The sequence below is a fragment of the Lactiplantibacillus songbeiensis genome, assembly GCF_005405125.1.
GTDB classification, from domain to species: Bacteria; Bacillota; Bacilli; order Lactobacillales; family Lactobacillaceae; genus Lactiplantibacillus; species Lactiplantibacillus songbeiensis.
Genome location: NZ_BJDL01000008.1, coordinates 122,881 through 141,712, shown reverse-complemented (window position 1 = coordinate 141,712; position 18,832 = coordinate 122,881). Strand labels below are relative to the sequence as shown.

Below are 18,832 nucleotides of genomic sequence, written 5' to 3'. Positions count from 1 at the left end.
GGCTTCAAAATGGCCCATGGCGTTCCAGCGTTTTAGGAACCAACCGGCAGGCGGCAATTTCAACTAGCACCAAGCGTAAAAACGGCGTCATCTCATGAAGTAGATGACGTCGTTTAACGTTTCACGTGAAACAAATCCGTTTATTTCCAGTAGGCGTACCGATAAAGGGTATCGCGCAACAAGCTGAAGTGAATCCCGCCAACCTTGCTGCTAACCAAGTGCGCTGCCGCCGTCTGATACAACGGCGTTACCCCTTGATGACTGGCCACAAATTTAGCTGCTTGTTGAGCTGTTTGGTAGCGAGCCGTTGGTGATTGGGTCCCAGCTGCTAAGGTCGAAATCAAGCCTTCATATTGCGTATTGTGATACTTCCCAAAGTTGACCGAAGTCCGCATTGACGCTTTATCCAAGAAATCAATGGGGTCTTGGAAATCACTCGACCAAGCTAAAGTAGCAAAGTCAAAGTTACCCTTGCTCAAGTTTGAGATTTCATTCGTCAACGGGACGGACTTAACCGTCACCGTGACACCTGATAGATGCTTTTCAATCGCTGCTTGAATAAATTCTGCCGCCGACTTGTTCACATCAGTGTCATTAGTCAATAATTGCAAGGTCAGCTTTTTCTTTCCCAAACTGGCTTGGGCTTTCTTCCAGTAAGCTTTCGCTTTAGCGGGACTATAAGCATACAAATTACCAGTATCGGTATTAAAATCTTTACCCGTGCTAGGATTGCTTGTGTTACCACTTGGAACTAGCGATGTGGCTGCCACCGAGCCATCCTTCAAGACATTGGTCACTAATGAGCGCCGATTCAACGCATAACTAACGGCTCGCCGTAAATCAGCATTCTTAGTCACGGAACGTTTGTTGTTCCATGGCATGAAGTACAATTGGTTCAACTTGGTAATCGTCAGGTTGTGCTTCAAAGCGCCCCGTTTGGCACTGGCCACTTGGGTCCCGGTAATCTGGGTCACTTGCACCGCATTGCTTTCAAATAAATTCTGCGCGGTACTGTTGGTCTTCACCGTTTGAACCTTAATATTTTTGATGCGGACGTTTTTCGCGTCATAATAATGGTTGTTTTTCACATAATGCCACGTATCATTGGTCCCATCCCAGCCTTTTAAGACATATGGCCCATCCGATAACGTTTTCGCTGCCGACGTCCCGTATTTATTGCCATACTTTTCCGTAAAGGCTTTATTCAACGGATAGATTTCAGTGGCTAATCGGTAATTGAAGTAAGGAATCTGTTTGGCTAATGTCAATTGCAGTTTATACTTGCCTAATGCTTTAACCCCCAGCGTGCTGACAGCCTTTTTACCACTCGTTATCGCTGGGGCATTTTTGATTTCCGCCACGTGGCCGATTTCTTGTGACTTGGTCGTTGGACTCACTTGCCGTTGCATTGAATAGACAAAGTCAGCGGCCGTGACGGCTTTACCGTTCGCCCACTTCGCGTTATGACGTAGGTCGAACGTATAAGTCTTACCACCGTTCGTTGGTTTAACAATCTTTTTAGCAATAGCGGGCACGATCTTGCCTTGTTGATTGGTCGTGTAGAGTCCCTCCATATATTGCGCTAATGCAGCTTGACTGACCACGTCGTCCGCTTTATTCGGATCGGCCGTGGCGATGGCTTGTGCTGCTGTTACGGTCAACGTTTTATCGCTTGTTTTAGCGCTATTAGATTTCGTCCCACAACTTGCTAAAACTAATCCTAGGGTGATAATCCCTAGACCACTGACCCATTTTTTTATTGTTTGCATCTGTTAAAAACTTCCCCTCGAAACATGACTTGTTTAAGCTTGACTCGCGGCGATAAACCCGTTAAATAACGCGGCCATCGTCGGATTAACTTGCTGCATTTCTTCTGGATGCCATTGAACACCCAATTGCAGACCACCGGCTGTTGCTTCAATCGCTTCAACCACTTGGTCAGGTGCCGTGGCGACGACTTTAAAGCCAGGGGCCACTTGCTTGATCATCTGATGATGAAAAGAGTTAACGGCTAATTCACCGGCAGACACATAGTTCGCTAAGGTCGAGTCAGCCGTAACTGTCACATGATGCATGCCATACGCTGGCAATTGTAATTGCATGTGCTTCAGTGTGCCTTGTCCTGCTGGCATATAGCTCGCATCTTGATATAACGTCCCACCGTAGCAGGCATTTAAGATCTGCAACCCGCGGCAAATACCCAGGATTGGCTTATGCACAGCATGGACAGCTTTAATCAAGGTAAGCTCATACGCATCACGTTCAGGGTCAATCCCACCAAGCTTGGCTAAGGGTTCCTCACCGTAAGTCAGTGGATCGACATCATCGCCGCCACAGAGCAGCAGTCCGTCAATTAGCCCGACATAACGCGCAATTGTGTCTGCATCTTGCGTGACCGGCAACACCAGTGGAATGCCGCCATTAGCTGTAATTGATCGTAAATATTCCCGGTTCACATAATCCCGTTTACGCCCGACAAACACCTGGCTATTAACGGTAATAACACCTGGTGCAATCCCAATAATCGGTTTCGTCATGCTATCAACTTCCTTCTCTTTTTTGCCATAAAAAAACCTGCATGCTGCCTTAGCACCCAGGAGCGGTAACGGATCAGTCAACGCGACCGATTTCATTAATTTTACATTAGATTTTATGACTACAATTGTCAACTAATACGACCGTGACCACCAAAAAACGGATCTCAATGATTGAGATCCGCGATATGGTCTATTTACCAGCCGTTCGATAATTATTGGCTGCAAAGTATTGTAAACCTGGTAAAGCTTGTTGATTCAATAACTGACTGACCGTCACAAAATGATAGCCCTTCGCCTTGAGTCGCTTAATAATCGTCGGTACCGCCGCTACAGATGGTGCATGGATATCATGCATCAAAATAATGCTACCGGGATGCGTGGTCCGTAAGACTTCATTAATATCTTTAGCTTTATTCAAATAAGCCCAATCCCGTGAGTCCACTGACCAACGAACAATCGGATGCTGAATCTTGCGACCCTCGGCAGTAGTGATGTTACCATATGGTGGCCGCACGTACTGCGGTAATTTGCCCGTGGCGGCATAAATCGCGCGATCGGTTCGAATCACTTGGTTCACACTCGCAGTGGTACCAATCTGACTAAAATCAGGATGGTTCCATGAATGATTGCCAACTTCATTACCCGCTTTGACGACGGCTTGGGTAATCTTGGGATACCGACTGACACTTTGACCAACCTCAAAGAACGTGGCATGGACGTTATTTTGCTTCAAGATTTTCAATAATCGTGGCGTTAAGGTCGGATCTGGCCCATCATCAAACGTTAAGGCAACCGACTTCTTGTATTTCAGTCCAGTGGTGCGGTTCTTTTTTGGTAAGTATCGATTAATCACTTTCCCAGTTAACTGTTGGTAAGGAATCACAATTTGCTTCACCTTAAAGCTATTCGGTAATAAATTCATCCGTAGCCCACTGGCCGTTAACGTGGCCTTTTTCGTCATATGGGTTGGCAGTTTAACTTGATAAACAGCTGCCACCCGACTAGCTTTGGCATGGGTCTTAGTCAAGATTTCCTGACGAGCAGCTTCCCGAATAGCCGCCAGTCGATGGGAATTCTGATTGGTTAACTGTCCAAAAGTAACGGTTGATGCCTTCACAGCGGCTTGCGCGGGCATGGTGCCACCAAGGCCCAGTATCGCTACCGCCACTAGTTCCAAACTATAACGGCTTAACATCCCTTTAATCATGATAAGTCCCCCTTTTTCGTGCTTCATTGACTACGTCTAATTCTACGCTGCCAACCAGGAAAACACACTTACTAAGGCTCGAACTCAGCTGACTATTTTCCACGTATTTCCCGGGAAATAATTTCAAAATAAAAAACGCCCAACTGGACGTTTTAGTCGTGCTGCAACGGTCGTAATTTGACAACGGTACCTGTTAACCAGACCCCTAAGCTCAATAAAGCCAAAACGGTTAACGTGGTTCCCCAGGGTAAAGACCAAACTTGTAAGCCATAATAGCTCACGAGTCCAATGCCCCACCAGCTAAAGTTCAACCATAACGGTAAGCTGGCGTGCCGAATGAAGTACGTCACAAAAATAATCGCGTATAGCGGGGCAAAGACCGACCCAATCAAATAGAGAAAATTCTCATAATAGTGCATCGAAACTAACAGTGCTAGTAACAAGCCAACTAACGTGACGATAATTGCGATTGGTTTTAGGCGGCGACTTCCCGTCACAACTTGCAAACTCGTAGCGGCCGAGTAGGTATCCATAAACGTCGTGGTCACCGTTGAAAAGACAATAATGAGTAAGGCGACCAAGCCTAAGCCAGACTGTGTCAGCCAACTGGCAAGATTACTTTGACCCGTGCGTAAGACGAGCAAGAGTCCCGTCACAAACATCGCCACACTCCCACAGCCATAACCGACCGCACTCACAATGGCCACAGTCCAAGGCCGCCGAATCTGCTGCGTATAATCCCCAATTAACGGTAACCATGATAAAGTCATCGTCACATTCAACTCAACCGCTTGCCCAAATGACAGGGTCGTCGTTGCTGGAACCGGTGTAATCACTGGTGTTTTGAAGACCATCACCAACATCAGCATCGCGCCAATCACTAAAAGCCCAACCACTGCATTATTAATTCTGAATAATAACGTTGTATCCATTAATAACCAAATGATAATTAGCCCGGCGGCGACGAGCGCCATAATCGCTGAATTTTGAAAGTGAAACAGTCGTTGACTGACCCCATTCATGGCCAATTGCGCATTAACAATCATGACCGCCGTCCATCCGACTAACTGTAGGGCGTTTAACCCCGCTGCTAGGCGTTCACCAAGTCGTCCAAAAGCCAATTGCACAGTGCCCATAGCCGATTGATGCAACTTAGCACCTAAGTACCCGGCTGGCACTAAAAACAAGCCACAGCCAATTAAATGACCTAATAAGATTGCAGCTAGAGCGGGACCAAATCCCAAGGGTGCTAACAATGTTCCAGTGACAATTTCTGCAATCGAGATTGCGGCTCCTAACCATAGTAGAAACTGACTACGAATGACTGCTGACTTCATTGCATCGACCACCCAACCGTCCGCATCGCCGTAACCGTTCGCTGATAATCATTACTCTGTGCCAACATCGAAATCACAGCGGCACCAGCGACCCCTGTTTGGGCCAAAGTAGGAAGTTGGTCTTCCGTAATCCCACCAATCGCCACGATTGGTCGGCTTGAAGCCGTCACTAATTCCTGCAAGTTAGTGAGACCGACCACCGGATCAGCATCAGCTTTTGAGCTAGTTGGAAAGATTGGGCCACTACCGAGATAGGCTAGGCCAGCAACTTGATTGGCTACTCGCACTTCCGCTAACGTTGAACAGGACAACCCAACAAACATCTGCTGACTAACTGCCGTGACCACCTGTTGGATACCCGTGTCACTTTGCCCGACATGAATGCCATCCGCACCAAGTGACAACGCTAAGTCAACATCATCATCCACAATAAATGGGACACCAGCTGCCGCACACAAGGTATGCAGCGCTTCTCCTAACGCTAAACGTTCACTGCTTGTTAATCGGCTAGCCCCTTTATCTCGATACTGAAAAGCTGTGATCCCGGCCGCTAGTGCGCGCTTTAAAACGGTCGTTAACCGCTGACCCGGTATATCTTGCGTCCCACAGACAAAATAAGCGGCTAACTGCTTTTGGTCGAAACTAATTGACATATTTAGTCACCGCCTGACTAGGCTGTACCCAGTGGTTTAATGGCCCATGACCATGGCCAACTTGAATCGAATCCGCAATCGCTACCGCGACAAACCCTTTAGCCGTTTGAATTGCCGTCGCCATTGGGACTCCTTTGGCTAACTCAGCCGTCAAACAAGCCGATAGTGTATCACCGGTCCCGTGTGTCCGAATCGTGTTGGTTCGCGGTGCTGATAGCCAGAATGATTGCCCGTCTGCCAATAATACGAAGTCGCTGGCAGTTTGTGGATTAGTACCATGACCACCCTTAATAATGACATTTTTTGCACCTAATGATTGCAGCGCATGCCCCGCCGCAATCATCCCCTGGGTATCAGTAATTTTCAAGCCGGTCAAAGCCTCAGCTTCCGGTAAATTAGGGGTCACAACGGTCGCTAATGGCACCAATTCATCTCGAACCGTCGCAATCGCCGCTGGGGCCAATAACGCCGCGCCCCCCTTTGCAATCATCACCGGATCAACGGTCAACGGGCCAAAGTCGACGCGTTTTAAATTTTCAACCACATGATGCACATGCTCAGCATCTGCTAACATTCCGGTTTTACAAGCCTTGATTTTAAAATCAGCTGCTAATGACGCAAATTGTTCATCTACTAGTTTGGTCGGCATTGCCATAAAATCTTGCACGCCGAGCGTATTTTGCGCCGTAACTGCGACAACGACGGCTGTCCCAAAAACATGCCGTGCCTGCATCGTCTTTAAGTCGGCCATCACACCAGCACCACCACCACTATCAGTTCCAGCAATCGTCACTACTTGTGGAAATTCATTCACCATGTTACTACCCCGTATCCTTCTAAAATTTAATCAACCACTGCAATTTTGCTTAATTCAGCCGGCGTTACCAAATGTAATTTATCAATCAACAACATTGCAAAGGTCCCCGGCCGACTAGCGGTTAATTGCGCCGCCACGAGCTCGCCAGTCCCCGCTAAAACAGTTGCTGCTGTAGCTGCGGCTGCCAGTAAATCTTGCGGCTGAACCGCGGCAAAAGCTGCTACAAGACTGGACAACAAGTCCCCCGAACCCACATGCAATTGAAATAATTCAGTCCCATTGTGCACCCGAACGACTTGCTGACCATCCGTCACAATATCAGTGGCACCCGATAACACCACCACACAGTGATACTTCTGCGCACAAGCCTGCGCCATCGCAACTAGATCACCACTGCCAGTCCCCGCATCGATACCTTTAGCCTGCCAATCCCAGTCCGCTAAAGCCGCAATCTCACCCGCGTTACCGCGAATAATATCAGCGTGAACCGCCCGTAACAAGGTCTGCGCTGCCTGCAGGCGATACGGGACCGCTCCAACAGCTACTGGATCAAAAATAACCGGTTTATGTTGCTGATTAGCCGCCGCACCAACGGCTCGCATCTGCGCTAGTTGTAATTTAGTTAACGTCCCAAGATTCAAGCATACTGCGCCCGCAATTGTCACCATCGCTTCAGCTTCATCAACTTCCGCCGACATAATCGGTGAAGCACCTAGGGCATTTAACCCATTCGCCACATCTTGCACCGTGACATCATTCGCCAGCGTTAAAACAATTGGATTCTGTTGCCGCAACGTCGTTAGTAAGTCTAAATTCATCATTTTTCCTCCTATCGGTCGGTCACGCCAACAAAAAAGCGCCCACCGATTCAAAATTTCTTTGAACCAGTGGACGCTAAATAATCAGCTGTGACACTTTCCCTACGCAAGTCTGAACTTACAGGTTCAAAGGGATCGGTGTTAACTCACCATCTCAGCCCAGTCATGGACACCCCTAGTGTTTGTATTAGTTTCAGTGTACCGGTTGTAAGCGTTATCGTCAATAAGCTTAACATTTGACTTGCCGCTACGGTTGCTGCTTGCCACTCTGGTTGGGTCAGCATCGGCTGGAACGTGGTGGCCGCGTTTTCGAGCCACAGTGCGGTCTCGAAAGCCGGGCTTTATCTAAGTCGGAAAATCACCGACTAAGATAAACGACACCACTGAGCCAATTCTGACCCGCCCGGCGTTCATTAACTGAATATCTATCAATGAACCGTCACTATTTGAATAGTCACTTTTAACATTGATGTCAAAATAATATTTAACATGACGACACTTTAGAACCCAAATAATCAGGTTAATAGTCGGAGTTGGCCAAATCATTCGCCGTGTCGAGTCACTTGACTGGTGGACTTTCCAGTCTAGTGACTGGGCCAACTTTAAAGACGTGGGTTTGCGGCTTTAAAGTGTCCTTGAAGACAGCCCCTCAGACTTCAAGGTTCGCCCCACCGCGAATGGTTTGGACAACGGAGACGGTCAAGACCATGCTGACCCAACTAGAGTGACAACCAGCATGGTAACAAAAAAGAGCCTGGATTTTATCCAGACTCCGAAGAACGATTGCTGATTAAGCAAAAGTTGCTAATTGTTGTTTTGTTAAGGTGTCGTTCATGCGACCACTACGGAAACCGCCTAAGTCTAAAGTGACATAACGGAAACCAAGCGCTTGTAACTTACGGTTAACACGGTCGTTGAAGACCAAGAAATCACCGATACGGGCTTCTGGTAATTCGACACGGGCGATATCGCCATGGTAACGAACCCGAACCGTTGGGAAGCCTAAGCTACGTAAGTACTTTTCAGCAGCCATCACTTGGGCAATGTTTTCATGAGTTAACGTGGTGCCATAAGGGAAGCGTGATGAAACTGAGCAAGACGCAACTTTGTTCCAGTTGTTTAAGTCAAGTTCTTGGGCCAAGGCACGAACGTCAACCTTGAAAAAGTCAGCTTCTTGTAACAAGCTACGAGCGCCGGCTTCAGTCCGAGCTTTCAAGCCGGGACGGTAGTCTTGTTCGTCATTTTTGATCATACCGTCTAAGACAGCGTCGCTACCGTTTTCAGTAGCTAAGTCGTTCAAACGTGTATAGAACATCTTCTTAGCATAGTACCAGCTATCAGCGGTGTTATGTTCAATATGTTCGTCACTCAAGTAGTCCAAAGTCGTGGTTTGGACATTAGCACCTAATTCTTCAGCTAAGCTAACGGCTTTGTCGAATTCTTCTTCAGTGAATAATTCAGAATTAGCAACGACTGCGGTTACGTTATCGCGGCCTAAAACGTTTAAGGCCATCTTCAAAACGACCGTACTATCGATCCCGCCAGAAAATGCAACGGTGACCTTGTTCATCTTTTGTAATAAATCTGTTAAAGCTGCTTTTTTTGCTGCTAAAGTTGTCATAATTAAAAGCCCTCTTCTATTTTATTTTTTACTTTAAATTCCGAAAAAGCCATGCATGAACCACGCGGCCACGGCTGCCCCAACGAAGGGGGCAATCCCAGGCACGATAATCCCATATTGCCAGTCGCTATCAGCCTTATTGGCAATTGGTAAAATCGCATGCGCGATCCGGGGACCCATGTCTCGAGCGAGGTTCATCGCGAACCCAGTTGGACCACCAAGTCCCATCCCAATAGCCCAGACTAACAAGCCGACACCAATTGGCACAACACCGGGTGTTTTGACCGTTGAAATGGCCAAAATACCGGAGATAAAGATAAAGGTATCAAAGAATTCCACGAAAAAGTTGCGTGGTAAATTCCGAACGGCTGGTGAGGTACAGAACAAGTTACGAATTGTAATTGGTGAGATCTCATCAGTCGAGGCCTTAAAGTGATCCGCATACATGATCCAAACGATCACGGAACCAACCACCCCGCCTAAGACTTCGGCCACGGAATAAGGAATAAAATCAACCCATGGCAAGTTGCCCAATAGACATTGTGCTAAGACCATCGCCGGATTAATGCAAACATTACCGAAAATAAATAAGGCGATACTAATCCCAAAACCCCAAGTCGTGATGGCAAAGATATGACCGGAACCACGATATTTAGTCCCTTTAAGTACCGTACTACAGTGAACCCCAACCCCAAAAATAATCATCAAGGCCGTGCCCATAAATTCTGCTACTAATGCGTGAAACAAGTGATTACTCTCCCTTCGCCAGTTGACCGGCTGCCGCCAAAGCCGCTTGGTAAACCGTCATTAGTGGAATATGATTTTTGCGCGCCAGTTGGGCACAATCATCAAATTCCGGTGTCTTTTTTTCAATATCATCATAGGTTGCCACTTTTAACTGCACCGCCCCATACGGTGTTTGGACCGTTTCAAAGTGCCGCTGCATAATGGCGCGTTGCCAAGTCTGATACCGTACCCCAATAGTGCTTGTCTCGGCTAAAATCAACTTGGTCAACGCGGTTTTTGCGAGCGGGTTACCTAAGACCGATAACTTTACCGCTGGCCGATTCTTCTTCATCTGGATCGGTGTGAAATAGACGTCATACGCCCCAGCTGCTAATAATTGCGTCATCACATAACCTAAGCCTTCGCCCGTTTGGTCATCTAAGTTCGCTTCAATGAGTAAGACCGCGTCCTTAGTTGCTTTAACGATTTGATGACTTAGTTTTTTTTTTCGAATAATACCGCGCGCAAGGCATTGAAGCCACCTGTGTCACGCTTACCAAAGCCATACCCAACTTTTGTTGGATTGGCCTCCGTTGGTAGTGGACCGAAGTCGTGGACCAACGTCTTAACCAGCCCCATCCCAGTTGGGGTAATTAATTCGGTATGAATATCTAATCGTTGTTGAATTGGAATGGCACTACCAACCCGCATCTGCATCACTGCTGGAACAGGTACTGGCATTTGACCATGCGCAACATTGATAAAACCACTACCATCAGTTAATGGCGATGCTAAGATCGTGTCGATCTGCATCAATTCCAAGGCCACACAACAGCCAACGATATCAACGATTGAATCTAACGCGCCCACTTCATGGAAGTGGACATCCGCTAACGGCATGTTGTGTACCGTGGCTTCAGCTTTAGCAATTTCCGTAAAAATGGCTTTTGAACGCGCCTTAACTGTAGCCGATAACGCACTAGCATCAATCAAGGCCGTAATTTCGGTTAAATGCCGAGCATTATGGTGATGGTGATGATGTTCAGTTTCAGCGTGATCATGGTCATGATGGGCCACTTCGGCGGTATCATCGTGATGATGATGTTCAATGAACCCATGATCCTTGCCGCCAGCAACTTGCACATCAAAGCTGGTCCCATAAATACTGCTCTTCGCCAACCGGTCACTAGTCAATTCGTAACCGCTGACGTGTAATTTAGCTAATTCCGTTTTTAACGCCTCGAAGTCGAGACCTAAATCTAACATGGCCCCTAAAAACATATCGCCGCTAATCCCAGAAAAAGCATCTAAATAAAGTGTTCGCATAAGTTACTCCTCTAAATATCTAAGTTACCCAACGCGTTACAACTGATTAATCATGCTGGCCGAATAAGCCGCCCCGAAACCATTATCGATATTAACGACCGTGATACCCGAAGCACAGCTATTCAACATTGTCAGTAACGCCGTTAACCCTTGGAAGTTAGTTCCATAACCCACACTCGTCGGCACAGCAATCAGGGGTTTGTCGATCAGCCCCCCAACAACACTAGCGAGCGCGCCTTCCATGCCGGCAATCACAATCACCACTTTAGCACCGCGGATGACATCCAGCTTAGCAAAGAGACGATGAATGCCAGCAACACCAACATCATAGACCCGTTCAACCCGGTTGCCAAAAGCTTGGGCCGTCACAGCGGCCTCTTCAGCAACTGGCAAATCCGACGTCCCCGCAGTGACGACCGCAATATAATCAGTCGACTTAGGCGTTGGCATTGCGCCAACGGTCATGCATTTCGCCGCTTCATGGTATACCGCGGTCGGTAATGCCGGTTGCAACGCCGCAAACTTCCCGGCCGTTAACCGAGTCGTTAAGATGGGCGTGGTTTGTGGCGTCATCGCTTTAATAATCCCCGCAATTTGTGGGGCCGTTTTACCGGCACCATAAATCACTTCGGGAAATCCGTTGCGGTGCTGCCTGCTTAAATCAACATTGGCAAAGCCTAAATCGGCCGTTTGAGTCGCTTCTAATTGCGCGGTTGCCGCCGTGGGACTTAATTGACCGGCAGCTACTGCTTCTAAGATTTCCTGCGTCGTCATAATTATTTAACAATAACCCCCAAACCGTCAGGCACAACGGTCACTTTGGCAGCTTTACCTTCACGTGCATAGGCTTTTTCCATGGCTTCGTCTAAAGTCTTGGCTAATTCCATATGCATCCCGGTGATCAAGTCAGGATCAACTAAATCTGAAACGAAGATAACATGATGATGCACTAAGATCCGAGCAAAGATTTGCGCCGTCCATTGGTCAGGAATCGTCTTCAGCCGTGGTGTGTTAATCGCTTTGTCTAAGAATTCCTTAGGATCGTCAACATCAGCTAAGTTATGGAAGAAGCCATCGCCACCATGACCATCGCGGGCACCGGCAACCATCACAATGGTCCCGCCTTCTTTGTTGGTCGCTTCGGCAGCGGTCATCCCTTTAACAGCTTGGTAGATGTTTTGGTCAAGTGGGTAACCACCATTAGTTGAGATGGCAATATCACTATCAATGGCCGGTACACTGGATAAGCTTTCAACAAAGTCACAACCGACTTTGTGAGCGGCTTCCATGTCACCAGCAAATGACCCAATAATCTTCTTATCTTCATCTAAAACGACGTTGATAATAAAAGCTAATTTAGCTGTCCGAGCAGCATAAACCATGTCTTTATGAATTGGGTTATGCATTAAGTTCCCAGTCCGAGCCTTTGGTGAATTAATAAATTCACCAGAATGGTTTGCCATGATGGTCTTGTAATAAGAAACCCCAGGCAACACGGATTTCCGGCCGCCAGAGAAGCCGGCAAAGAAATGCGATTCGATAAACCCTTCTGAGATTAATAAGTCCGCTTCAGCAGCAACTTTATTAATGATACATTCCCCACCAGATGGTAAGGTCCCGATTTTGACACAAGAGTCACGATCGGTAGACACATGCATGACGATTTCTTCATTGTCAACGATTTCAGAACCATATTTGTTAACTAATTCTTCATGGGTTGATGGCCGATGGAAGCCGGTCGCAACTAAAATGCGAATACGGGCATCGGGCGCAACGGAACGCAAACGCCGTAACAAGATTGGTGTAATGATATGTGAGGGTACTGGCCGAGTATGATCAGAACTAATAATGACAATATTCTTCTTGCCCTTAGCGAGTTCTTCCAGCTTTTGTGAACCGATTGGGTTGTCTAACGACTTCTCGACCGTTTCCTTTTCTGAAAGTTTGTTATGATATGTTGCAGCTTGTGAGACGAGCTTACCAGCGAAGTTTTCATCAGGAATTTCAGCGGTAATCGTGGTTTTATCATATGGTAAATCAATTGATACCATGTCTTTTGGCCATCCTTTTTTTGAATTGTTTTTTGCACGTGCTTTCAGTTATACTCGTTCGCTAACCACTTGTCCGTTACATTTAAAGTTTTCAAAAAGAGTTAACAAATGTATACTTAAAATGCGATTGTCGAATTTTTTAAAACCGGTATGATTAGCAACATAACTAATCGTGACGGGGTTTTGGCAATTACCAGCCTCCTAAATCACTCACGAAAGAACTGAAAACTAAGATGGTATTAACTGATATTGAATATTTATTAAGCTATTTGGAAGCCCATCACGTGCCGACGATTCAAAAAAAACGCCACACCTATTTGACTTATCATGGCTTAGCTGAACATTATACGTATGTTTTAAAGGATGGCATCATTAAAAACAGCATCATTTTACAAGACGGTCGCGAGTTTAACTTGTCCTATATCGCCAAGCCCGATGTGATTTCGTTGTTACGCGATGAAGTCTCGCGGTCAACCGATCAGCCTTTTAATGTTCGAATTGAATCCGAATACGCCACCTTCTATCAAGTCAATCGGGTCGCCTTTTGGAAATACGTTAACAGTACCCCAGAATTACAAAACTATATCAAAAATTACTATCGTAAGAAACTGTCAGAGAACATCCTGCGCTTACAGCGGATGGTGATGAATGGCAAGAAAGGCGCGATTTGCTCTTTTCTGTATAGTTTGGTTGATTTATTTGGACGTAAAATTAAGGCTGGCATTCTAATTGATTTTGTGGTCACTAATGATGATATCGCGGGGTTTTGTGGGATTAGTTCCCGCAGTAGTGTTAATCGGATGCTCAAAGAATTGCGCGAAGATGGCGTCCTTTCAGTCCAAAATCACAAATTCATTATTAAAGATATCAGCTACCTCTTAGATCAAATTGCTAATTAGCAGAGGAGTTTATCCATGCACATTCCAGATAATTATTTAAGTCCCGCGACTTGTGGGACCTTAGCAGTTGCCATGGCGCCGATTTGGACCGTCGCGGTACTCAAAGTCAAAGTTCAAATTAAACAACATCGCGAAACCTTGCCAATGTTAGGCATTGCAGCAGCCCTCGCTTTTTTGATTATGATGTTTAACTTGCCGATTCCCGGTGGTACGACGGCACATGCAGTAGGTGGCACCCTGTTAGCGGTCCTTATAGGGCCGTGGGCGGCTTGCTTGGCCTTAACCGTGACCTTATTACTACAAGCGTTACTCTTCGGTGACGGCGGTATCCTGGCCTTTGGGGCGAATGCCTTTAACATGGCGTTCATCATGCCATTTGTCGGCTACGCCTGCTACCGACTTGGCCAAAAGTTGCATCACGAAAAATTGGGTCTAGCTATCGGGGCATACCTTGGGATTAATATCGCCGCCTTAGTCGCCGGAATCGAGCTTGGCTTACAACCACTACTCGCGCACACTGCTAGCGGCGCCCCGCTCTATTGCCCATATGGCTTAAATATTGCGGTACCTGCCATGCTTGCGGCGCACTTATTAGTTGCTGGCTGGGTCGAACTAGTCTTTACGTTATTGGTTTACCAATTCGTTCAAAAAGTTGCCCCTACGAATCTCTATCAGACGACCCCTAAAACCAGTCAACGACCTTGGTTTTACTTATTAGGTGGCCTGGCACTTCTGACGCCGCTTGGGCTACTCGCTAGCAATACGGCTTGGGGCGAATGGAGTCCCAGCGAATTAAAGCACTTATTAGTCCAACAACATGTTGGGTCAACCGTCCCACAAGGCATGGCCCACGGGTTTCATTTTCAAGCACTGTTTAGCGATTATGCGATTGCGGGCCTACCAGTCAGCGTCGGCTATATCCTATCAGCGTTGACGGCGATTCTGATCTTCTTACTTTTGATTCGAGGACTGCAACATGACCAATCAACCTTCAAAAACTGATTTACCAACGTGGCTGCAAGCACCCAATCAGCCAACCACCAAACGTAATCGGCATCCATTTTTGGCGCGTAATCAGCGCCATTTACAAGCATTACTCGTCCGATTAGCGCAACCAGCCCCGGCGATTCCAGCGACTCGCTGGCAATTGCCACCGCATATCAAGCTACTGCGCTTAGGGTTACTATTACTCCTTATCGCATTAATTAATAACGGTCTTTTCCTATGGGGACTGGCCTTATTACTGGGCGCCCAGTTACTCGTATTGGCCCCCAGTCAGTTGCGGCGTTTCTTACGTAGCTGGTTATTCAGTAGTCTGATGGCCGTCATTATCGTCTTACCGACGTATTGGCTGAATGGTCCGGCAACCTTACTCTGGTTCGGGTTTAAAACCAGCCTGATTCTTGCCAATGCGCAATATTATCGGGCAACGACTAACTTTCAGGACTTACTAACCGGCTTAAAAACCTTGCATTGTCCAGATGTCCTCATCATGACGCTAGCGATTGCCATCACTTACTTGCGGATGCTCGGCAACTATTTGTTACAAACTATGGAAGCCCTCAGCTTGCGGACAGTGGCACCAGCTAAGCATCCTTATCGCCTGATTGGGGCACTGTTTGGCAACTTATACTTAAAGAGCTATACCTACGCGTTAGAACTATATGCAGCGATGGAAGCGCGGGGATTTAACGGCCACTATGCAAAACCAGCTACTAAGCCGACCCGTTGGCGCGATTATTTGTCACTAAGTCCCTATGTGGCGCTAATGGCGCTGCTGATTTTTTGGAGGAATTAACTAATGCCGTTGATGACTTTAGAACAACTGAGTTACAACTATCCCAACACTCGTGGCCTTGATCATTTAGACTTAACGATTCAAGCTGGGGAATTTGTCTGCTTACTGGGCCCCAATGGTTCCGGCAAGTCGACTTTACTACGAATTCTCAGTGGCCTGGCTACTGCCAGTGCCGGGACTTATCTCTTTAATGACCAGGTAATTACGGCTGATTATTTGAGTGATGCCACCAAACGGCAACAATTGCATCAGCAAATCGGCCTCGTTTTTCAAAATACGGACGTTCAACTGTTCAATCCCTCGGTCGCTGAAGAAGTTGCCTTTGGGCCGCGCCAGCTAGGCCTTAGTACCGCCGAAGTGTCACAACGGGTCACTGACTGTTTAGCATTAACGGATTGTACCGAACTACGCGAACGAGTTCCCTATCAGCTTTCTGGTGGTGAAAAAAAGCGGGTCGCTTTAGCCAGTGTCTTGGCCTTGAATCCGAGTGTGCTATTATTAGACGAGCCATTGAACGGGCTGACAATTGCTGCCCAACAACAATTGCTAACGTTACTATCACGTTTACAAACGGCTGGTAAGACCATTATTATGGCCAGCCATAACTTCCAACAAGTTCAAGCTGTTGGTCAACGTTTCATTATATTTAATTCTGCCCACCAAATTGACGCGGACGTCGCTGGCAGTGTGCTTGCCACCCAGCCAGAACGCCAAGCGCAATTGATGACTTTATAACTTAAGGAGTTGGAGAACTTGATGAATCCAAATGGGGCCATTCACCGTGGCTGGAACCGTCGCGTCGTTACCGGTAAGACTTTAGCCGAATGTGACGAACGCTTGGTCAATTATTTAAATGACCAAGATTACGGTTCTGGCGAATTCGTCGTTTTACATGAAAACGACGGGACTAACCAAAATACCGGTTATGACTTACCCGACGGCGATCATTGCTATATTAGCTTTTTGATCTACAATAGTCGGCTTTAATCACGAAACAAAACGACCTCGCAACTGAGTTTTAACTCAATTGCGAGGTCGTTTTGTTTCACGTGGAACATTTGATTAGCGCTTAATAATCGGATTAAACTGCCACTCTGGTTAGTCCAGAATCGGCTGGAACGTGGTGGCCACGTTTGCGAGCCAATTCTAGCCCACCCGACGTTAATTAGTGAGCAGCTACAACCGACTGATGATTTTTCACCAGTTAACTTAGCCGTATCGTTGACCTTAGTGTGAGTATCTTTATCAGACTTAGACGAACAAAAAACTGCCAACTAACTGTCAGCGGTTCAAGTTTTAATTAGTGATCAAGGTTTTACCTTCAACGGTGACCCGATTACGACCAGCTTGCTTCGATTGATACAAATAATGATCAACCCGGGCAAACCAATCACTAAACGTTTGATCCTCTGGTTGTAATTGAGAGACTCCAAACGAAACCGTAATATGCAAGGCTTGACCATCAAAATCCAACGTTCGTTGTTGTAAATCCGAACGAATCGACGAAACAATGGCCGCCGCTTCAGTCACGGCTACCGACCGGAAAATGACGACAAATTCTTCCCCACCATATCGAAACAATTCGCCATGCGTTTGTTGGGCCAACAGTTCTTGCTCAAAATGCTGTGCCACATACTTCAAGACCGCATCACCAGTCGTGTGACCATGCAAGTCATTGAATTGCTTAAAGTGATCAATATCAAACATTGCCATCGTAATTGGATTACGCGTCCGTTTACGATACACTTCAAACACTTCAGCTTTCACCGTATCAAAATTACCACGATTACGGACACCGGTTAACTCATCGAAGTTAACTTGCTGACTTAACGCCGAATAGCGTTCCAACACGCGGCTCATCCACTGAATTCCCCGATGTAATGCCCCAATGTAAGCCATAAAGATGACTAACATCAAGACAGTAAAGAACAGGTTAAACGGATGAATCGCCCAGATAATGAACCACCAAGTGCCCCCATAAATCGCTTGTAATAAGAAATACTGCCACTTGGAAGCCATCACTTCCGTTCGATGCCAGGCAAAATAAACGATTCCAGCAATCAGTAGAGTCACCATAACGGCGAAGATCGGTGCATACCGCCAACTAGACCCTAAGTAGATCCCTTGGCTGTAGATGAAGACCGGCATGATGATATTCAGCATACCAATTGCTGGGCCCCACATCGTATATAACGCAAATAACAAAATCGTTAGTTGCGCGGTCGCGTAAGACCAAGTCAAGACCGAGCCATCATTGATCGCGTAAAACGTCGATCGAATAATCAGCATACTCAACAAGACACTTGCCGTCTCAACCACATGAACAGTCCAAGTAAAACGGCGTCGGCGAATTTTTAACGCCCGATGTTCTAAAATATATGTTCCTACTGACATTAAGGCAATCAAGCCAGTCGTCATAAACGCAATGATAACTGTTTTCATATTAAAAATAGCTTCGAAAAACAGCACTAAATGTTGATCAATTTGCACATTGAATACCTCGTTGTGTGATTAAATCCTAAATATAGTCAACAACTATAGTAACACGAAATGGTCACTTATCGTTAGTGACCAAGTTAAACGTGCAAAATTAATCGTAAATCCAAGTAACTAAATACGCTTGATGCTAGTTGGCTTAAATTGCCACTCTGGTTGGGCCAGAACCGGCTGGAACGTGGTGGCCGCGTTTTCGAGCCAAAGTGCGGTCTCGAAAGTCGGGCTTTATCTAAGGCCGGAAAATCACCGACCAAGATAAACGACACCACTGAGCCAATTATGGCCCGCCCGTCGTTAATTAACAGATATTAAAAAATTAACGATTGATTATTTTTAGTTCAGTCATTTAGCCGAGAGATTGGTTCCTAAAATACTCAGCCGTGTCGTTGGCCCTAGTGCGAATGATCTACTCGGATTTAGGCCAACGTCAGTTTTGAAGATCGGGTTTGAGGCTTCAAAATGGGCCATGACGTTCCAGCGTTTTGGAATCCAACCGGCAAGCACAATTTCAACTAGTACCAAGCGTAACTAAATAACGCTCGTCAC

19 protein-coding genes and 1 riboswitch are annotated in these 18,832 nt (G+C 46.6%); of the genes, 5 read left to right on the top strand and 14 right to left on the bottom strand.

The window, feature by feature from the left end:
- Positions 1–140 precede the first annotated feature (140 nt).
- From FFM77_RS03375 to larA, 13 genes are all read right to left on the bottom strand, one after another.
- The gene (locus FFM77_RS03375; RefSeq protein ID WP_223876768.1) at positions 141–1,769 is read right to left on the bottom strand and encodes a peptide ABC transporter substrate-binding protein; all 1,629 of its coding nucleotides are present in this window, start codon (positions 1,767–1,769) and stop codon (positions 141–143) included.
- 33 nt (positions 1,770–1,802) lie between these two features.
- Positions 1,803–2,537: a gamma-glutamyl-gamma-aminobutyrate hydrolase family protein gene (locus FFM77_RS03370; RefSeq protein WP_137634329.1), complete on the bottom strand. Its 735-nt coding sequence runs from the start codon at positions 2,535–2,537 to the stop codon at positions 1,803–1,805.
- Positions 2,538–2,727: 190 nt separating this feature from the next.
- Positions 2,728–3,744, bottom strand: coding sequence for a polysaccharide deacetylase family protein (locus FFM77_RS03365; protein WP_223876767.1), 1,017 nt, complete (start codon positions 3,742–3,744; stop codon positions 2,728–2,730).
- 152 nt (positions 3,745–3,896) lie between these two features.
- The gene (cytX, locus tag FFM77_RS03360) at positions 3,897–5,081 is read right to left on the bottom strand and encodes a putative hydroxymethylpyrimidine transporter CytX (RefSeq protein ID WP_137634328.1); all 1,185 of its coding nucleotides are present in this window, start codon (positions 5,079–5,081) and stop codon (positions 3,897–3,899) included.
- A complete protein-coding gene (gene thiE / locus FFM77_RS03355) occupies positions 5,078–5,734 on the bottom strand; it encodes a thiamine phosphate synthase (protein WP_137634327.1) in 657 nt (218 codons plus the stop codon). Before thiE ends, cytX begins: the two co-directional genes overlap by 4 nt.
- Positions 5,724–6,551 (bottom strand): bifunctional hydroxymethylpyrimidine kinase/phosphomethylpyrimidine kinase, encoded by an 828-nt coding sequence (gene thiD / locus FFM77_RS03350; protein WP_171001545.1) that lies wholly within the window; start codon positions 6,549–6,551, stop codon positions 5,724–5,726. The genes thiE and thiD overlap by 11 nt, the downstream gene beginning before the upstream one ends.
- Positions 6,552–6,577: 26 nt before the next feature.
- A complete protein-coding gene (thiM, locus tag FFM77_RS03345; RefSeq protein ID WP_137634326.1) occupies positions 6,578–7,369 on the bottom strand; it encodes a hydroxyethylthiazole kinase in 792 nt (263 codons plus the stop codon).
- An 81-nt stretch (positions 7,370–7,450) separates the two neighbouring features.
- Positions 7,451–7,556: riboswitch (TPP riboswitch) on the bottom strand.
- A 603-nt stretch (positions 7,557–8,159) separates the two neighbouring features.
- Positions 8,160–8,990, bottom strand: coding sequence for an ATP-dependent sacrificial sulfur transferase LarE (gene larE / locus FFM77_RS03340; RefSeq protein ID WP_137634325.1), 831 nt, complete (start codon positions 8,988–8,990; stop codon positions 8,160–8,162).
- A 33-nt stretch (positions 8,991–9,023) separates the two neighbouring features.
- Entirely contained in the window at positions 9,024–9,737 is a 714-nt protein-coding gene (gene larD, locus FFM77_RS03335) for a D/L-lactic acid transporter LarD (RefSeq protein WP_137634324.1), read from the bottom strand.
- A gap of 4 nt (positions 9,738–9,741) precedes the next feature.
- A complete protein-coding gene (gene larC2 / locus FFM77_RS14220; protein ID WP_379892680.1) occupies positions 9,742–10,230 on the bottom strand; it encodes a nickel pincer cofactor biosynthesis protein LarC2 in 489 nt (162 codons plus the stop codon).
- Complete coding sequence (gene larC / locus FFM77_RS14215; RefSeq protein ID WP_137634322.1) at positions 10,212–11,042, bottom strand: nickel pincer cofactor biosynthesis protein LarC; 831 nt, start codon at positions 11,040–11,042, stop codon at positions 10,212–10,214. Before larC ends, larC2 begins: the two co-directional genes overlap by 19 nt.
- A gap of 36 nt (positions 11,043–11,078) precedes the next feature.
- A complete protein-coding gene (larB, locus tag FFM77_RS03320; protein WP_137634321.1) occupies positions 11,079–11,819 on the bottom strand; it encodes a nickel pincer cofactor biosynthesis protein LarB in 741 nt (246 codons plus the stop codon).
- Positions 11,819–13,093, bottom strand: coding sequence for a nickel-dependent lactate racemase (gene larA, locus FFM77_RS03315; protein ID WP_137634320.1), 1,275 nt, complete (start codon positions 13,091–13,093; stop codon positions 11,819–11,821). Before larA ends, larB begins: the two co-directional genes overlap by 1 nt.
- A 233-nt stretch (positions 13,094–13,326) precedes the next feature.
- On the opposite strand from larA, the gene FFM77_RS03310 reads away from it, so the two are divergent.
- Genes FFM77_RS03310 through FFM77_RS03290 form a run of 5 tightly spaced genes read left to right on the top strand, consistent with a single transcriptional unit; the run spans position 13,327 to position 16,777 of the window.
- Positions 13,327–13,992 (top strand): Crp/Fnr family transcriptional regulator, encoded by a 666-nt coding sequence (locus FFM77_RS03310; RefSeq protein ID WP_137634319.1) that lies wholly within the window; start codon positions 13,327–13,329, stop codon positions 13,990–13,992.
- A gap of 15 nt (positions 13,993–14,007) precedes the next feature.
- On the top strand, positions 14,008–14,994 hold the full coding sequence (gene cbiM, locus FFM77_RS03305) for a cobalt transporter CbiM (RefSeq protein WP_137634318.1): 987 nt from the start codon (positions 14,008–14,010) through the stop codon (positions 14,992–14,994).
- A complete protein-coding gene (locus FFM77_RS03300; protein ID WP_137634317.1) occupies positions 14,969–15,790 on the top strand; it encodes an energy-coupling factor transporter transmembrane component T in 822 nt (273 codons plus the stop codon). The genes cbiM and FFM77_RS03300 overlap by 26 nt, the downstream gene beginning before the upstream one ends.
- A 3-nt stretch (positions 15,791–15,793) precedes the next feature.
- The gene (locus FFM77_RS03295; protein ID WP_171001544.1) at positions 15,794–16,525 is read left to right on the top strand and encodes an energy-coupling factor ABC transporter ATP-binding protein; all 732 of its coding nucleotides are present in this window, start codon (positions 15,794–15,796) and stop codon (positions 16,523–16,525) included.
- 18 nt (positions 16,526–16,543) lie between these two features.
- Positions 16,544–16,777, top strand: a complete 234-nt coding sequence (locus FFM77_RS03290) for a hypothetical protein (protein WP_137634316.1) — start codon at positions 16,544–16,546, stop codon at positions 16,775–16,777.
- 309 nt (positions 16,778–17,086) lie between these two features.
- Here FFM77_RS03290 and FFM77_RS03285 read toward each other — a convergent pair whose 3' ends face one another.
- The gene (locus FFM77_RS03285) at positions 17,087–18,280 is read right to left on the bottom strand and encodes a GGDEF domain-containing protein (protein WP_223876766.1); all 1,194 of its coding nucleotides are present in this window, start codon (positions 18,278–18,280) and stop codon (positions 17,087–17,089) included.
- Between the last annotated feature and the right edge of the window lie 552 nt (positions 18,281–18,832).